The sequence below is a fragment of the Mesorhizobium sp. M1078 genome (assembly GCF_040318615.1).
Lineage (GTDB): Bacteria > Pseudomonadota > Alphaproteobacteria > Rhizobiales > Rhizobiaceae > Mesorhizobium.
In genome coordinates, this window is record NZ_JAMYMP010000008.1 from 157,499 (window position 1) to 172,796 (window position 15,298).

Consider the following 15,298-nt stretch of genomic DNA (forward strand, 5'->3'; position numbering starts at 1 on the left):
CGTCCGGCTTCTTCTCAAGCGAAGGTCTTGGCGAAGGCGTCGATCTCGGCCTTCAGCTTGGCGCGCAGATCGTCCGACAGTGCCTTTTCCTTGCGGATGCCGTCCAGCACGTCCTTGCCGGCCGAGCGCATATGGCTGAGCAGGCCGTGCTCGAACTTGCCGACCTGGTTCAGCGCCAGCTTGTCGAGATAGCCGTTGACGCCGGCGAAGATCACCGTGACCTGCTCCTCGACCTTGAGGGGCGAGAACTGCGGCTGCTTCAACAGTTCGGTCAGGCGCGAGCCGCGGTTGAGCAGGCGCTGCGTGGCGGCGTCGAGATCGGAGCCGAACTGCGCGAACGCAGCCATTTCGCGGTACTGCGCGAGCTCGCCCTTGATCGAGCCGGCGACCTGCTTCATCGCCTTGATTTGCGCCGACGAACCGACGCGCGACACCGACAGGCCGACGTTGACCGCCGGACGGATGCCCTGGAAGAACAGGTTGGTTTCGAGGAAGATCTGGCCGTCGGTGATCGAGATCACGTTGGTCGGGATGTAGGCCGACACGTCGTTGGCCTGCGTCTCGATGATCGGCAGCGCGGTCAGCGAACCGCCGCCCAGATCGTCGTTGAGCTTGGCGGCGCGCTCGAGCAGGCGCGAATGCAGGTAGAACACGTCGCCCGGATAGGCTTCGCGACCCGGCGGGCGGCGCAGCAAGAGCGACATCTGGCGATAGGCGACGGCCTGCTTCGACAGATCGTCATAGCTGATCAGCGCATGCATGCCGTTGTCGCGGAAATATTCGCCCATAGTGGCGCCGGTGAACGGCGCCAGGAACTGCATCGGCGCCGGATCGGAAGCGGTGGCGGCGACGATGATCGAATATTCAAGCGCGCCGCGCTCTTCGAGAACCTTCACGAACTGCGCGACCGTTGAGCGCTTCTGCCCGATGGCGACATAGACGCAGTAGAGCTTTTCCTTTTCCGGTCCGTTGTCGTGCACGGCCTTCTGGTTGAGCATCGTGTCGAGGATGATCGCGGTCTTTCCGGTCTGGCGATCGCCGATGACCAGCTCGCGCTGGCCGCGGCCAACAGGGATCAGCGCATCGATGGCCTTGAGGCCGGTCGACATCGGCTCGTTGACCGACTTGCGCGGGATGATGCCTGGCGCCTTGACGTCCACGCGCTTGCGTTCGGTCGCCTTGATCGGGCCCTTGCCGTCGATCGGATTGCCGAGCGCGTCGACGACGCGGCCGAGCAGGCCCATGCCGACAGGCGTATCGACGATGGCGCCGGTGCGCTTGACGACGTCGCCTTCCTTGATGTCGCGGTCGGCGCCGAAGATGACGACGCCGACATTGTCGGCTTCGAGGTTGAGCGCCATGCCGCGGATGCCGCCGGGGAACTCGACCATTTCGCCGGCCTGGACATTGTCGAGGCCGTAGACGCGAGCGATACCGTCACCGACGGACAGCACCTGGCCGACTTCGGAGACCTCGGCCTCCTTGCCGAAATTATTGATCTGGTCTTTGAGAATTGCGGAAATTTCCGCGGCGCGGATGTCCATCAGCCGACCTCTTTCAGTGCAAGCTTGAGCGAATTGAGTTTGGTTTTGAGCGACGTATCGATCTGGCGCGAGCCCATCTTGACCACCAGCCCGCCGAGCAGCGACGGATCGACGGTAACAGTGATGGCTACGTCCTTGCCGGCGACGCTTTTCAGCGCGGCCTTGAGTTCCGTCTGCTGGGCAGCCGTCAGTTCATGCGCCGAAGTGACCTCCGCTGATGTCTCACCGCGCTGTTCGGCGGAAATCCGGCGAAATGCCTTGATCATGCCGGGCACCGCGAAGAGCCGGCGGTTGCGGGCGACGACGCGCAGAAAATTGCCGGTCAGGCCGGTGATGCCGGCCTTGTCGGCGATCGACGCGATTGCCTTGGCCTGGTCCTCGCTGGAGAACACCGGGCTGTTGATGAGGCGCGTCAGGTCGGCGCTGTCATCCAGCATCTTGGCGAAACTGTTGAGGTCGGCCTCGACCTTGGCCACCGAATTCGACTGCAGCGCAAGTTCGAACAGCGAACCCGCGTAGCGTTCTGCGACACCTGAGATTTGCGATGACGATTGAGCCACGGACCGTCTTTTCTCTTGTCTGAGGGGCCGCAGATTGTTGGCGCGAGCAAAAACTCTGGCTAAATCTTTGACCTTACTAAGTTTTTCCAAGCACGGAGGCGCGGCTTCCGCTATCCCCGGCCGAAAGTCGATTGCCGTCTAGCACAGGCATTTTAAGACCGCAATGCGTCGTTCCGCATGCTTTTCGGGCACTATTGTCGCATCCGGCCGTAGAGTTCAACTGAAGCCTTTGGATTGGCTGCCGATTCAGGGCAGAAAGCCGAAGACGAAGGCGAGCGGCAACGCGGCCAGGACGAGTTCGACGACGATCGACGCCCAGTTGAAAGGCGTGTTGGCGCCGTCCGACATCATCGACAGCAAACGGCCAAAAGCGGTGAACAGCCAGGAAAAGCCGAGTGCCATATAGAGCCACGGCTGCGCCAACAGAATGCAGCACAGGCTGACGCCGAGATAGAAGCCCGACATGCGGCCGCGCCCTTCCGCGATTGCCGCTCCCCTTTCGGGCCGGACCTGCAGCCGCAGAATCCGAAATGCCAGCCCTGGCGCGAGGAAAAACAGCAGACCGAGCGCCAAGGTGACGACGGCGCTGGACCAAGCCAGCCATTCGCCCTGGCTGGTCGGCCACGGAAACGCAAATTCCATCTTGCTTTCATCCCCTCACAGCAATGCCGGATGTATTGAATGTCGCTGCAAAAAGAAGTCAAGCGCGCGGCAGTTTCGGCGCGCAATTCGTGAAGGAGCGGAAGGCTGTTTAGGCCGCGCGCGCGTCCGGCCAGCATCGGGGCCAACCTGTATTATCAGGCGACGCCTCCCTCCTATCTGCAGGACCGGTTTTGCACAGCCAAAGGCCCCGACACCGATCGCCCTTATTTCCTGACCAGGCACCTCAATCTGGCCGGCACGGAAGCAGATCGATGGAAGCTGAAAGTTGTCCGCAGCGGCAATGTCGCCGTGGCCGCCCAGCCCTGATCTCTGTTTTGGCCCTTCAGGGCAGCATGAATGCGACCGCCGCCTCAGCATGGATGCGCGTGGTGTCGAACACCGGAATGTCGAAATCGCGCTCGCCAATCAACATGGTGATCTCGGTGCAGCCCATGATGACGCCATCGATCTTCTCATCGCGTCGCAGACGGGCCACCTCGTCGATATAGGCCGCCTTCGATGCCGCGCTGACGATGCCCTGGCAGAGCTCGTCGTAGATTACCTGGTGCACCATGTCGCGCCCGGCCTGGTTCGGCACCACGGGCTGCAGCCCGTATTTCTCCGTCAGCCGGCCTTTGTAGAAATCCTGCTCCATGGTGAAGCGGGTCGCCAGCAGCGCCGGCCGCTTGACGCCGGCGCCCTTGACCGCGACGGCCGTGGCGTCGGCAATGTGGATAAGCGGGATCGACACCGCCGCCTGCACCCGGTCGGCGAGCTTGTGCATGGTGTTGGTGCAGATCAGCAGACCCTCGGCGCCGCCCGCCTCCAGCTTGCGCGCGGCATCCGACAGCAGCACACCCGCACCGTCCCAGTCGCCATGATGCTGCCGCTCGGCGATCTCGGCGAAATCGAAGGAATGGAGTAGCAGCTTTGCCGAATGCAGCCCGCCCAGCCGCTCGCGCACGATCTCGTTGAGCAGGCGATAATAGATTGCGGTCGATTCCCAGCTCATGCCGCCGATGAGGCCAAGGGTTTTCATTCGCTGAGCCTCCAGCAGGACCGAACGATCTCTCTCACAGAAAAGCTTTACGGGTCGATGTCAATCTTAACGCGCGCCGTACCACGCTCTTCGGCCCGCCTCCACAAACATCACCGCGCGCCCGATTCGGTCATCCTCGCATTGGCGCCGAGATGATGCAGGCTTTGTGTCGTGTGCCTTGAACTCCAGGCAACCGGCGGATCGGGCAGATCGAGATCGAACTGTGCCCGCCCGAGCAGCGAATTGACGATCTTGGCGCTGCGCCAAGCCATCAGGCTGAGCTGCGGCTCGGCTATGCCATGGCTGAGCCGGCCGGCATTGAGCGCGTAGATCCGGCGGTCGTCGGGCCCGTCCCATTCGACCTCGAAGCTGGCGTTGAGCCTGTAATGACCGCGCTCGTCCAGCGCGATCCTGTTCATGAGCGGCGCCATGCAATCAGGAATGGCAAAGGCATAGCCGGTGGCCAGAACCACCGCATCGACGGTGCGCGTCTCGATGGCGCCGTCGAAGCCGTTGCGCATGATCAGCCGGTATTCGCTGCCTTCCCGCGTCACGTTCAGCACTTCGCGGTGCGGCGTCATGTTGACCGCCGTCGTTTCTTCCGAGAGGTGCCGCAGCGTGTAAACCTGGCGATAGATCGCCTTCAGCGTGCTCGCCGATGCGCCGTCACCGGCAAGCAGCTGCTGTTCCAGGATCGTCTCGCGCCGCCCTTGCGGCAGCCGATGGAAGTTTTCGACATAGCCCGGCGTGAAGAGTTCGTCGGTGAAAGGCGAGTCGTCCAGTGGCAGGAAATTCGGCCGCATCGAGATCCACTCGATTTCGCGGCCGGCGAAGCGGTCGGAGGAGATCAGATGCAGAAGCACTTCGGCGCCGCTCTGGCCACCGCCGATCACGGCGACACGCTGTCCGCTCAGGCGATCGAGGCGATTGGCGGCCTGGGCGTTGTGGAAGCATTGATCGGAGGCCGCCGCCCGCGCCCAGGCGGGGATGTTGGGCACCAGCCCGACGGCAATGGCGAGATTGCGCGCGTTCACCTGCTCGCGGCCGATACGCAGCCTGAAATTCGTTCCGTCGAAGTCGATCCGGTCGACGGCGCTGGCGAAGCGCAGCGAAGACAAGTTCTCGCCGACCCATCCGAGATAGCGGGCGAATTCCGGCCGCGGGATGGCTGAGAAATCCGCGTTGAGGAATTCATAGAACCGCTTCTGCGCGACCAGATAGGACATGAACGACCATGGGCTGGTCGGATGCGTCGCGGTGACGAGATCCTTGAGGAAGGATGTCTGCAGTTCGACGCCCGGCAGCATCATGCCCGGGTGCCATTCGAGCCGCGTCGCCCGATCGAAGAAGCGCGCTTCGACGCCGTCCACCGCATCGAGATGGGCGGCGAGGCTGAGATTGAACGGCCCGATGCCGATGCCTGCGAGGTCAAGCGTATGGGTCATGGCGAACTCCTTATGGAGCTGGCTGGGCTGCTGGGAGATCGCCGGGCTGACTCGGGGTTAAGCGGATTGTCGAGCGGTGTGCCAAGGTCAGGCAGAGGGCGTTCGCCGCTGTCGCCGTAGCCGATGGCAAAGCGCACCTTGTTGATGGCGATGCGTGGGATCTTCGGAGCAAACAGATCGAAGAGCGCGAACCGTTCCGACAGATCCGGGTTCTGCGCCTGGTAGCGCCGGATGGCGCCGGCCAGGATGGCGTAGAAAGTCCTCTCGTCGAAGCGGTCATAGGCGGCCAGCGCCTCGGAAAGGAAGCGCAGAACGCTGACGATGTGTCCCGTCTGCAAATGCTGGAGAAGATGTGCCGGCGGCCGGCGCTTCAGCGTCGACAGGATTTTGGGGTCGAGGCCGGCCAGTTCGGGAAACGGCTGGTCGACGAGGTCGAGGTCGCCCTGAAAGTCCTTGACCGCCACGCCGAGAGGCGTCGCTCCGTCGAGGATGATGGTGACGTTCTGGCCATGGGCGATGAAGCCGACGCCGTAACGGCACATGAAGTGGTAGAGCGGCACGAAGGCCGTGGAGAACAGGCGATCGAGCCATGCCTCCGGACCAAGGCCGGACTGCTCGATCAGGGCGCTGGCGATCGGCCTGCCATGCGCGTCGCGCTGCGGCAGGGCGCCCATCATCATCGGCCGCTGGCCCGCTGTCAGATCCTTTTCGGGGCTTTCGCGCCATATGGCGCCCAGCATCTCGCAAAACTGATAGGGCGCGCCTTCAACGCCGGTATAGTGCGGATGCGGATAGAAGGCGCCGGCGACTTCCTTCAGCACCTTGACGTCCTTGAGCACCGGGTCCGCGGCCGCCACCGTGGCCAGCCAGCGCGACAGATCGGCGCCGATCGCCATGTATTTGCCCGGCACGCCGCGCCACGCTGAGGTGTTGAGGATGGTCAGCGGCAGCTTGACATGCAGCGCCTCGGGCCGTGCCACATTGGCAAGCGTGCGCAGCGACTGCAAGGGCAGGAACGCGTCGCCGAACTGGCCAAGCGGCACCAGCCGGCCGGCAGCGATCTCGCTACCATATTGCGAGGCGATCATCGCCTGCCACTGCCAGGGGTGGACCGGCAGCAGCCTATGCGTCGATCGCGAGATCCCGGCGGCGCTGAAAGCCGCTTCGAGCCTTGCGCGCTCGTAGTCGCCGAGTGCGGCCTGCAGCAGCGCCTCTTCGTCGAGCCCGCAGTCAAGCGCCAGCAGGCAGCGATCGCTGGCGGCGGCAAGCCAGAAGAGCTGGAATGCGGTGGCCGATTCTGGCGCGTAGCGCTCGAAGTCGTCCCGTCCCCAGCCGAGCCGGCCCTTGTTGGCGGGCGCCTTCGGATGGCCGTCGAGCAATGCCTGCAACTCGGTATCCGGCAGCGCGGCTAGTTCGGCGGCTGGTCGATTGCCGCGGGCTTTGGCGATCCGCATGTCGGCCATCAGCGTGTTGTAAAGCTCCTTCGCATAGGTGCAGAATGTTGCCGGCGGCATGCCGAGCGTCTCGCGCGCGTCGGCGAAGAAGGCGACCGCATCGTCGACCGGCAGCTCGATGCCGGCATCGCGGGTCAGCGTCTCCGGACGGACGGCGATCTGACCCCACAGGCGCCGCGTCGCGGCAAAGCGATAGGTCAAGCCGGGGCCGAGCGTCAGTTTCCATCGGCCGGGCGAAAGCTCGCGGGGCGACAGGCACTCCTCGAAGGTCAGTTCGGAAATGGCCTTGGCGACGGCATCGCGGTTGATCGCGGCCCAGCGTGTCGCCTCGCCCGCTTTGGCAATCGGTTGCTGCACCGTCACATCGGCACCTCGCGGAAGAAGCGTTCCCGCTCGCAGCAGACCAGTGCCGCGCGCTTGTGCGGGAAGTCGAACTCCTTGACTTTGTCGTAGGCGGCGCCGGCGCAATAGCTCAGCATCTTCTGGTGCGCTGCGCGTGGCTCGCCGACGACGCGCTGCGTGCGCGGCTCGTCGAGGAACAGATAGTGGGTGACGGAACGGAACAGAGCCAGCGTCTTCGGCCGGCCGAGATGGCGCGTATTGCCGATCAGCCCATGCCAGCCGCGGTCCCAGTCGAGCGGCTCGTAATAGGGCCCGAGCCGGTCCTCCTTGGCCCAGTAGAACTCGAAATAGCCGGTCGGCTCGCCGTCGAAGCTGGCGATGACGCCGAAAATATGCGGATCGCTCTCCTGCTCGGCGAGATATTTGTCGAGCTCCTCATGGCCCCGGGCAAGCTCCCAGAAGAAGGCGATACGGCCATCGTTCATCCAGCGATGGAAGAGGTCGAGATCGGTCCGGCGGTCGATCGGCCGCAACGACACGGTGAGACCGATCTCGGCAATCCAGCGTTCGTACATCGGGCCGCAGGGGCGCGGTTGGCGCAATGGCGGCAGCCGGTCTTGCGGGCCGATAGCGGTCGTCAATGCCGGATAGGTGACATGCGAGGCCTGGCTGCGCCACAGCAGCGGCAGCTGGCGGAGGACCGAGCGATGGATGACGGCGCGTTCCGGTTCACCCGGAACCGTCTCGGTGGCCAGCGCCGAAACCGGCCACAGCGTCTTGGCCGCCGGCAGGAAGGCGCGGTCGAAGGAAGGATGCAGGCGCAGCGCGGCGTCGACGAGACCTGCAAGGATTTGCGGTTGGTCGAGGCGGCCGCCAGTGAACGCGACATCGTCGATGAGCAGGCGGCCATCCGCGATGGAGATGCGGGCCTGTCCCACCGCTGTTCCCTCAGCGTTGACCAGGCTGACATGGCCATCGCCGGCACGGATGGCGAGCGGCTCCGCGGCCGAGGCCAGATGCTGCCATCCTTCGTTGCCGGCGACGGTGGCGGGTGACCAGTTCTTCGCAGCCTCGATGTTCATGCGTATTCTCTCACATGCAGGGGGTTGGGAAGCTCGACGTAACCTGCCAGCGGATCGGTCACCTCGGTGTTCTCATTGATGTCGCGCAGCGCGATCAGGAAATTGCCCTTGGCAGCCAGCGTCGGCGCGTTGAGCAAATAGTCGACGCAGGACCGGTCAGCCATCGGCGTGGCGGCCAGCCGCTCGAGCGAGCGGCGGAATATCGCCAGCAGATCGTCTTCGTTGGTGAGGCCAGCGGCGGCAAGGGCTGCGACGGCAGCGAAAGCGCCATTGACGACCAGATAGTAGCCGAACAGCTTCGCAGCCGCTTCCGCTGGGAAGACATGATCGCCCGCCTGACCAGCCTCGGGCACGAATTCGCGCAGCCTGGGCAGGAATTCCTCGACATACCCGGTGCCCTGGCAGTCGCGAAAATAGAGCGCATTCGGCCAGCCGCCGGCGAGGCCGACGACGAGGTTCTGCTGATGGGCGCCGAACAGCAGGCCGAATTCCGAGAAGGCAACGATAAACGGCTCGATGGCGGCATGAAGGAAACGCTCGAACCACAAACGCGCCGTTTCCTCGACAGGTCGCTTCTCGTCGCGGGCGATACGGTGGACCAGGTCGGACAGATGGCTTTCGGTACGGCCGGGATGGCGCTCGCAAAGCGCGCCGAGAACGGCAGCCGGCGGATTGCCCGTGCCGCGAAACGGATTTTCGCGAAACGAGACGATGGTATCCGTCATCAGCCGGCCGTCTTCGTCACGCAGGCCGAACCAGGCGGGCTCACCCAGCACCGTCATGGTCGGGCAGCGCCGCTGCAAGGCATAGCCGAGCTTGCCCTTGACCAGCCGGTGCACCGAAAGGCCGCGCCGGCACTCATGCTCCTCGACGATGCGCCTGGAATTGGTCAGGCGCAGGCTGAGCGAGAATTTCAGCATCCACTCGGCTTCAGACGAATGAACCGTGCGCAGCGAGGTCGTGGCCCGCCACGCTGGTCCGCCGAGCCCAACATCGACGATACGACCGGCGCGAAACAGGCGCTCGACGCGGTCTTCCAGCATGAGCCGTACGGCCTGCCACGGATGCATCGGAACGAGAACCTTGCCCTGTTGCTTGCCAGCCCGAGCAAGCAGCTGCGGATCGCTGGCGGCAAGCCCGCGGACCATCTCGGTGACATCTAGCGGCTCGACGCTGCCTCCAGTGAGGATGGTCGGGTCGACGGCCCACCAGCGCAGTTTGAACGCATTGCAGTATTCATGCCCGAAGCGCGCGGAATCCGTGTGCGTGAACTCTTCGCGACTCATCGGCGCCGGATGCACGGCATGGCCGAAGCGCAGGGCGCTTTCGGCATCGATGAAATCAGGATCGCCTTCGGAGAAGGGCCGCGACGATCCACGCGCCGCAGTCGCGTCAGCGATTGCGGCGATGCTGGCCAGGCTGCGGCGCAGGAAGGTCAGTCGGCTTTTCGCTGTCGCCCGGCCGGCAATGTCGGGATCCGCCAGGATCAGCGCCAAAAGGCTGAAAAGGTCGATCTTGGTCGCTTCGCCATCGGCCCCCTCGTTACTAGTATCGAGGCGCCAGAGCGGCATCGCTAAATCGTGGTAACCAACCTTCGAGCGATGCCGCGCCTCGACGAGCACCGCCGCGCGCGAGGCAGGGAAATTCAGACGCAGCACGGCTGCCTGCGGCCGAAACAGCCCGGTTTGCCTGGCGTCGACGAATTCCCAGCTATCCCATTCCCGCAGCAACGCATTGAGTAACGGGCTTAATGCAGAGGAAGATTCTGGTTTTACTTGTTCCATGTGCATCCCCCATAAATCCCAATAACTGCATGCATTGCATTTATACGTTGTCGTCTTTAAACATTTCTGTTGATTATCTATTCTGAACAAGAAATAAGCTTGGTCTTGTGACGACCCGTATGAAAAATCGATCTTCGCTTCTGCGCCGCCTGGCAACCGCGGTCTCGGCAATCGGCTTCGGCCAGTCGGCCTTCGTATCGCTCGTTCCCCTGGTGATGGAGCGGCTGAGGCTCGACACGTTTGCCATCGGCGCGGCAACTGCTGTCGGCGCGGCGGCCTTTCTGGTCGGCTCGCCGCTGTGGGGTCGCATGGGCGAGCGGCTTGGCCATGCCAGGCTGCTGCGCTTGCTCGGCCTCGCCATGCTGGCCGGCCAGGCGGTGTTCGCCATTCTGCTGATAGCCGGCACGGGAGCCGCGCTGGGCATCGCTTTGCTGATGCTTTCGCGAACCGTGTACGGTTTTGCCGCGTCCGGCGTCATGCCGACGGCGCAGGTCTGGGCCAGCCGCTCGGTTGCCGATGACAGGCGACAGGCCGCGCTGGGACTGCTTGGCGCCGGCGTCAGCATGGGGCGGCTGGCCGGCGCGCTGGCGGCAACGGCTGCCGTCCTGTCGCCGCTGCTGCCGCCCATCCTGTTCCTGTTCAGCCCGCTGTTGCTGTGGCTCGCGCGGGGCAAAGGGGAAGCCGGCGGACGGACCGACGGCAGGGCGGCCGACGTCGGCCGTGGAATATCGCCCTTCGATCGCCGCGCTCTGCCTTGCCTGGCGATGGGCTTGTGCCTGACGCTCGGCTTCGGACAGGTGCAGATGATGCTCGGCCCGATGACCCAGCAGCGTTTTGGCCTTGGTGCGACGCAGGCCACGACGTTGACCGGCCTGGCCCTGATGCTGGTCGCCGTCGTCATGGTTCTGGTCCAGGGACTGCTCATGGCGCGCCTGCGGCTGGCGGAGCGCAACAGCGTCATCGTCGGCTGTCTCATGGTTTGCGTCGGCATGACGGCGCTGGCCGTCACGGCCAGCCATGTTGCCTCGGCAGCGTCTCTGGTGGTGGCGGCGGCCGGCATTGCCCTGGCGACACCCGGCTACACCGCCTGGCTGATGAAGCGCCTGGAGCCCGGCGAGCAGGGCGCGGCGGCCGGCTGGCTCACCAGCACCCATGTGCTCGGCCAGAGCATCGGCGCATTGGCCGGCGGCTTCGCCTTCACGCTCTGGCCCTTTGCGCCGCTGGCCGGCTGCGCGGCGCTGGCTCTGGCCGCAGCCGGTCTTGCAGCCATGGTTCATAAGCACTAGCGAACCCGCACTCATTCGGCGACCTTCGGCAGCGGCATCGGCGTTCCTGGCTGGGTCTTTGCGGCATCGGCGAAATGGGCATTCAGCATGCGATAGGTCGCCACCACGGCGATGCCCGACAGCACTGTCGCCAGGGTGAACAACGCGGAGTAGCCGAGCATGTCGGCAAGGCGGCCGGCAAGCATGGAGCCGACGAGGTAGACGATGAGCTGGGCGCAGGACAGGATGGTGAAATCGGTGCCGGGTTGGTCCGACGACGTGACGGACATGAACAGGCTGTAGAGCGCCACGATCTCCATGTAGCGCACCAGCGTCTGCAGGAACGAGGCGCCGAAGATCGGCCAGAAGCCGGCGATAGCGCCGAAAGCGTGCAGCGCGAAGATCAGGAAGCAGATGGTTCGCAGCGCGCCGAGCAGGCCGAGCACCGAGGCGGCGCCCCTGTTGTGCAGCAGCCACGCCGCCAGCGCCGAGCCGCCGAGCCCGACGGTGAGCGCGGCACCGCCCGAGAGATAACCGATGATATCGAGCGGCACGCCGGCATCGACGAGATAGGAGCCTTCCATCGACTTCACCAGCCCCTCGCTGGCGCGGTAGATGAGCGCGATCCACAGGATCTGGCGTGCCTCCGGCCGGCGCAGAAAGCGCAGGATCGAGGGGCGGTCGATGGCCGCCTGCGGCGCGCTGGCGACGGGATCGGTCTCGCGCATGGCGAAGGCGGCGACCAGCGGGATGATGGACAGCGCGGCCACCATGGCCACCATGGTTTGCCAGCCGGCATGATGATAAGCCAACAGGCCGAGCGTGCCGCCGAGAACGACGCCGAGCGCGACGGCGCCGCCCTGGATCGCATTGCCGATCGGCCTGTCCTTCGGGTCGAGATATTTGGCCGCGTAGCCGTCGGTGGCGATGTCCTGGGTCGACATCAACAGGCTCACGACAAGGCCGACGGCAAAGATCCCGGCGACATCGGTCGGCTCGATCCAAAGCATGGCGGCGATGCCGGCGATGACGCCGATCTGGGTGATGATGACCCAGCCGGCGCGATGGGCGCGGGCCATTGGCCGAAAGCGGTCGACCAGCGGCGCCCATAGGAATTTCAGCACCAGCGGCAGCATCAGCAGCGCCATCGAGCCAATGGCGGTGCGCGACACGCCCTGCTCGCGCAGGATCGGCGGGATCGCCGCGGCAAACAGATAGCTCGGGATGGCCTGCGCCAGATAAAGGCAGGCGAGAACGACGAAAAGCCGCAGGCGCGAAAGCCCGGCGGGCGCCGGCCGGTCTGCGTCGGCGCTCATTTGACATAGTCCTTCGGTGCGTAACCGTTCAGGAAGGCGCCGGCCTCCGCCCGGCTGCGGGTGACGAGCACTGGAAAGCCGAACAGGCTTTGCCAGACGCGCTGCATGTTCTCGTCGGCGGCGGGGCGCACCAGCGCACAGGCGCGGCAGGCTTTTTCGAGCTGCTCGCGTTCCGCCTTGTACCAGAGGTTTTGCGCCTTGCGCTGGGCGTCGCTCAGCGCGATCTCGATGCGGATATCGACCAGGAGCACGAACGGCTCCCGTTCCTGCGAAAGGCGGCCGAGCGCCTCGATATAGCGCGCGCCATCCGCCGGATCGGCTGGCGCTTCTGCCAGCAGCGAGACTAATGCACCGTTTCGTTGGAGAGACACCGCCACCGCCGCCCCTCAGAATGTGATCTGGTAGGACAACGCAACCGAACGTCCCAGACCCGGAACGTCGGCGCCGCGGGTCGCCGATGCGGAAGGGTTGATGTAGTAGGTGTCGAACACATTGCGCACGGCAAGGTTCAGCACGCTTTCATTGCCGAACGTCTTCGAGACGGCGAGATTGACCAGTGCTGCACCGTCCAGTTCCTGGGTGGCGATGCGGTCGCGTCCGGAAAACAGCTCCAACTCGCTGCGCAGGGTCAGCTCGTTCTCGAAACGGGTGGTGAGATAGACCAGGCCCTTGTAGGTCGAGGGGACACGGTTGTTCGGCAGATACTCGTTCGCTTCGATGTGGCCGTCGCGATCCGCGTCGTATTTGCCTTCGACATGGCCGACCGATCCGCCCAGCGTGAACATGCCGCTGAGGTCTGCCTCGAGATTGGCTTCGACGCCCCAGATACGTTCCTTCTGCTGCGATACCCGGTTGTTGACGATGTCGTAGCTGACGCCGTTGTCCGAGGTCGACAGATAGGTGCTGACGCCGCCGCGATAGTCGCCCCAATCGCCGCGCAGACCGGCTTCCCAGGTGTTCACCAGCTGGGGTTCAGGCGCGATATCGGCATAGCTGATCGCGTAATCCGGCGCGTTGGTGCACGGCAGCAGCGGCCGGATGGCGGTGCCATAGGCGTCGCAGGTTTCGGCGTTGGAGTTCAACCCGGCCCGGCGGGTGAAGCCGCCAATGTCGGTCAGGCTGTAGCCTTGCGAGAAATTGCCGAAAAGCTGCATCCTTTCGGTCAGATCGTAGACGGCGCCGGCGTTGAAGGTGACGGCGTCGTAGTCGAACGAGCCGCCGGTCACCCGGATCGCCGGCAGGCCGATAATGTTGCGGCCGAGCAGAACGGCAGCGGCAGGCCGGGTGAAGTCTTCAACATTGAGATAAAACTGGTCGTAGCGCGCGCCGCCGCTGATGCGAAAGCGATCCGTCACCGGAATTTCGCCTTGCGCAAACAAGGCAACCGAGTTCTGGGTCGTGGGCGAGATGGCGTCCTGACCGTTGGTCAGCTGCTGATCGGTGGCATCGAAGACGTAGTCGGCGCCCCAGGTCAGCGTGCTGCCCTGAGTGATAAAGTCCATCGGCGTGTTGACGGTCAGGTTGACGCCGCTGCGCCGCGATTGCAGCGCCGTCTGGTTGAAGTCGGCGGTCGGGTCCGTACCCGGCGGCAGGATCACCGGCCGCGTCGGGTTCGTCGGTAAATACACCTGGCTGTTGACGGCCGAGAATTTGGTAAAGGGCGACTGCTTGAAGATGTCGTTGTAGAACGCCTTGACCTCGAGGTTTCCGAGCGCGAAGTCGCTGTCGGTGTATTTGGCGGTCAGATATTTCGAATCTTCCTTCAGCGGCTTGCCTTCATAGGGATCGCCGAAATCCGGGGAGACGGGATTGGTCGTGTAATCGGTGAACCAGTCCGGCTTCTGGTTGGCATAGGTCCAGTCGACGCTGGCCTCGAAGCGCCTGGAATCGAACTGGTAGCCGGCCACGCCGAAGAGATTGCCCCTGCCGGTGCGGTCGCCGCCGCCTTGCCCAAGCATGGCGTCGGAAGCCACCTCGTTGCCGTGGCCGTCATAGGTGCGGCGCGACAGATCACCGGACGCCGAGAAGAAATAGTCGAAATCGCCTTTCTTGCCCTCGACTGAGACACTGGTGCTTGGCCCGGCCGACTTGCCGGGGTTTTCGGTGAAGGCGGTGACGCCGGTGCGCACCGTCACCTTCGGCTTGTCGCTGTCGCCGCGCTTGGTGATGAAGTTGATCGTGCCGCCGGTGGCGCCGGCGCCATAAAGGCTGGACGCGCCATTGATGACTTCGATGCGCTCGACCGAATTCAGGTCGATCATCGACAGGATGCGTGAGACGTCCCGCAGCGGTGTGTTGCGCGGCACACCGTCGACCATGATGAGAACGCTGCGCCCGCGGAAGGTTTCCGAAGCGCCGGAAATGGTCTGGTTGCGTGGCGCGTAGCCGGGGACGATGCGGCTGATCAGGGTCGCGGCGTCGATATTTTCCTGCGCGGCTTCCTCGACCTGTTCCTGTTCCACGACCTGGACAGACTGAGCGACGCTGGAAATCGACCTTTCATTGCGGCCGGTGACCAGTATCTGATCGAGCACGGTGGCTCCCTGCTGGTCCGTCGGAGCGGCTTCCTGGGCAAATGCCGCGCCTGCCATAATCGACGAACCCAAAGCCGATGACCAAAGAAGCGTACTGAAAAATCTGCGCATGCTGTCCCCATCCATGCCCTGGTCCCCAGCGCCAGAGCGGAAAGGCCCAGTTATAATTCATGATAAAACGAGTCAACATTTATTTTGTGGCTTTTCAAATCAGGATTAGTCAGCGAACGGATGGGAGCCGGGTACATGAACGGCGCGCACTTTAGCCGGCACTAAGATGCTGAGTTTTCT

12 protein-coding genes are annotated in these 15,298 nt (G+C 64.1%); 1 reads left to right on the forward strand and 11 read right to left on the reverse strand.

Features of this window, described 5'->3' with window-relative positions; all coding sequences use genetic code 11:
- Nucleotides 1–14: 14 nt before the first annotated feature.
- The 8 genes from atpA to NKH38_RS13930 form a co-directional block, all read right to left on the reverse strand.
- Nucleotides 15–1,544 (reverse strand): F0F1 ATP synthase subunit alpha, encoded by a 1,530-nt coding sequence (gene atpA, locus NKH38_RS13895; protein ID WP_352761154.1) that lies wholly within the window; start codon nt 1,542–1,544, stop codon nt 15–17.
- On the reverse strand, nt 1,544–2,104 hold the full coding sequence (locus NKH38_RS13900; RefSeq protein ID WP_352761160.1) for a F0F1 ATP synthase subunit delta: 561 nt from the start codon (nt 2,102–2,104) through the stop codon (nt 1,544–1,546). The genes atpA and NKH38_RS13900 overlap by 1 nt, the downstream gene beginning before the upstream one ends.
- A gap of 246 nt (nt 2,105–2,350) precedes the next feature.
- A complete protein-coding gene (locus NKH38_RS13905; protein WP_023736848.1) occupies nt 2,351–2,746 on the reverse strand; it encodes an AGROH133_08824 family phage infection protein in 396 nt (131 codons plus the stop codon).
- 343 nt (nt 2,747–3,089) lie between these two features.
- A complete protein-coding gene (locus NKH38_RS13910) occupies nt 3,090–3,785 on the reverse strand; it encodes an aspartate/glutamate racemase family protein (protein ID WP_352761169.1) in 696 nt (231 codons plus the stop codon).
- 110 nt (nt 3,786–3,895) lie between these two features.
- Nucleotides 3,896–5,230, reverse strand: coding sequence for a lysine N(6)-hydroxylase/L-ornithine N(5)-oxygenase family protein (locus NKH38_RS13915; RefSeq protein ID WP_352543853.1), 1,335 nt, complete (start codon nt 5,228–5,230; stop codon nt 3,896–3,898).
- Nucleotides 5,227–7,047: an IucA/IucC family protein gene (locus NKH38_RS13920; protein ID WP_352761178.1), complete on the reverse strand. Its 1,821-nt coding sequence runs from the start codon at nt 7,045–7,047 to the stop codon at nt 5,227–5,229. Before NKH38_RS13920 ends, NKH38_RS13915 begins: the two co-directional genes overlap by 4 nt.
- Nucleotides 7,044–8,108, reverse strand: a complete 1,065-nt coding sequence (locus NKH38_RS13925; RefSeq protein WP_023835221.1) for a GNAT family N-acetyltransferase — start codon at nt 8,106–8,108, stop codon at nt 7,044–7,046. Before NKH38_RS13925 ends, NKH38_RS13920 begins: the two co-directional genes overlap by 4 nt.
- Nucleotides 8,105–9,892, reverse strand: a complete 1,788-nt coding sequence (locus NKH38_RS13930) for an IucA/IucC family protein (RefSeq protein WP_352761187.1) — start codon at nt 9,890–9,892, stop codon at nt 8,105–8,107. Before NKH38_RS13930 ends, NKH38_RS13925 begins: the two co-directional genes overlap by 4 nt.
- A gap of 119 nt (nt 9,893–10,011) precedes the next feature.
- Here NKH38_RS13930 and NKH38_RS13935 point away from each other — a divergent pair, with 119 nt between their 5' ends.
- Nucleotides 10,012–11,178 carry an MFS transporter gene (locus tag NKH38_RS13935; protein ID WP_023712027.1) on the forward strand — a complete coding sequence of 389 codons (1,167 nt, stop codon included), beginning with the start codon at nt 10,012–10,014 and terminating at the stop codon, nt 11,176–11,178.
- Between the two features lie 11 nt (nt 11,179–11,189).
- Here the strand turns inward: NKH38_RS13935 and NKH38_RS13940 are convergent, their stop codons facing one another.
- The 3 genes from NKH38_RS13940 to NKH38_RS13950 are packed head-to-tail and all read right to left on the reverse strand — an operon-like array spanning nt 11,190 to nt 15,064.
- Complete coding sequence (locus NKH38_RS13940) at nt 11,190–12,473, reverse strand: MFS transporter (RefSeq protein WP_023736841.1); 1,284 nt, start codon at nt 12,471–12,473, stop codon at nt 11,190–11,192.
- Complete coding sequence (locus NKH38_RS13945) at nt 12,470–12,844, reverse strand: hypothetical protein (protein WP_155923829.1); 375 nt, start codon at nt 12,842–12,844, stop codon at nt 12,470–12,472. The genes NKH38_RS13940 and NKH38_RS13945 overlap by 4 nt, the downstream gene beginning before the upstream one ends.
- A gap of 15 nt (nt 12,845–12,859) precedes the next feature.
- Nucleotides 12,860–15,064, reverse strand: a complete 2,205-nt coding sequence (locus tag NKH38_RS13950) for a TonB-dependent receptor (protein WP_352761201.1) — start codon at nt 15,062–15,064, stop codon at nt 12,860–12,862.
- Between the last annotated feature and the right edge of the window lie 234 nt (nt 15,065–15,298).

Bases quoted from the DNA above. Each gene is read 5' to 3' on its own strand.
- NKH38_RS13910 (WP_352761169.1), bottom strand. From the start codon at position 3,785: ATGAAAACCCTTGGCCTCATCGGCGGCATGAGCTGGGAATCGACCGCA.
- NKH38_RS13930 (WP_352761187.1), bottom strand. From the start codon at position 9,892: ATGGAACAAGTAAAACCAGAATCTTCCTCTGCATTAAGCCCGTTACTC.
- NKH38_RS13905 (WP_023736848.1), bottom strand. From the start codon at position 2,746: ATGGAATTTGCGTTTCCGTGGCCGACCAGCCAGGGCGAATGGCTGGCT.
- NKH38_RS13940 (WP_023736841.1), bottom strand. From the start codon at position 12,473: ATGAGCGCCGACGCAGACCGGCCGGCGCCCGCCGGGCTTTCGCGCCTG.
- atpA (WP_352761154.1), bottom strand. From the start codon at position 1,544: ATGGACATCCGCGCCGCGGAAATTTCCGCAATTCTCAAAGACCAGATC.
- NKH38_RS13950 (WP_352761201.1), bottom strand. From the start codon at position 15,064: ATGGCAGGCGCGGCATTTGCCCAGGAAGCCGCTCCGACGGACCAGCAG.
- NKH38_RS13935 (WP_023712027.1), top strand. From the start codon at position 10,012: ATGAAAAATCGATCTTCGCTTCTGCGCCGCCTGGCAACCGCGGTCTCG.
- NKH38_RS13915 (WP_352543853.1), bottom strand. From the start codon at position 5,230: ATGACCCATACGCTTGACCTCGCAGGCATCGGCATCGGGCCGTTCAAT.
- NKH38_RS13925 (WP_023835221.1), bottom strand. From the start codon at position 8,108: ATGAACATCGAGGCTGCGAAGAACTGGTCACCCGCCACCGTCGCCGGC.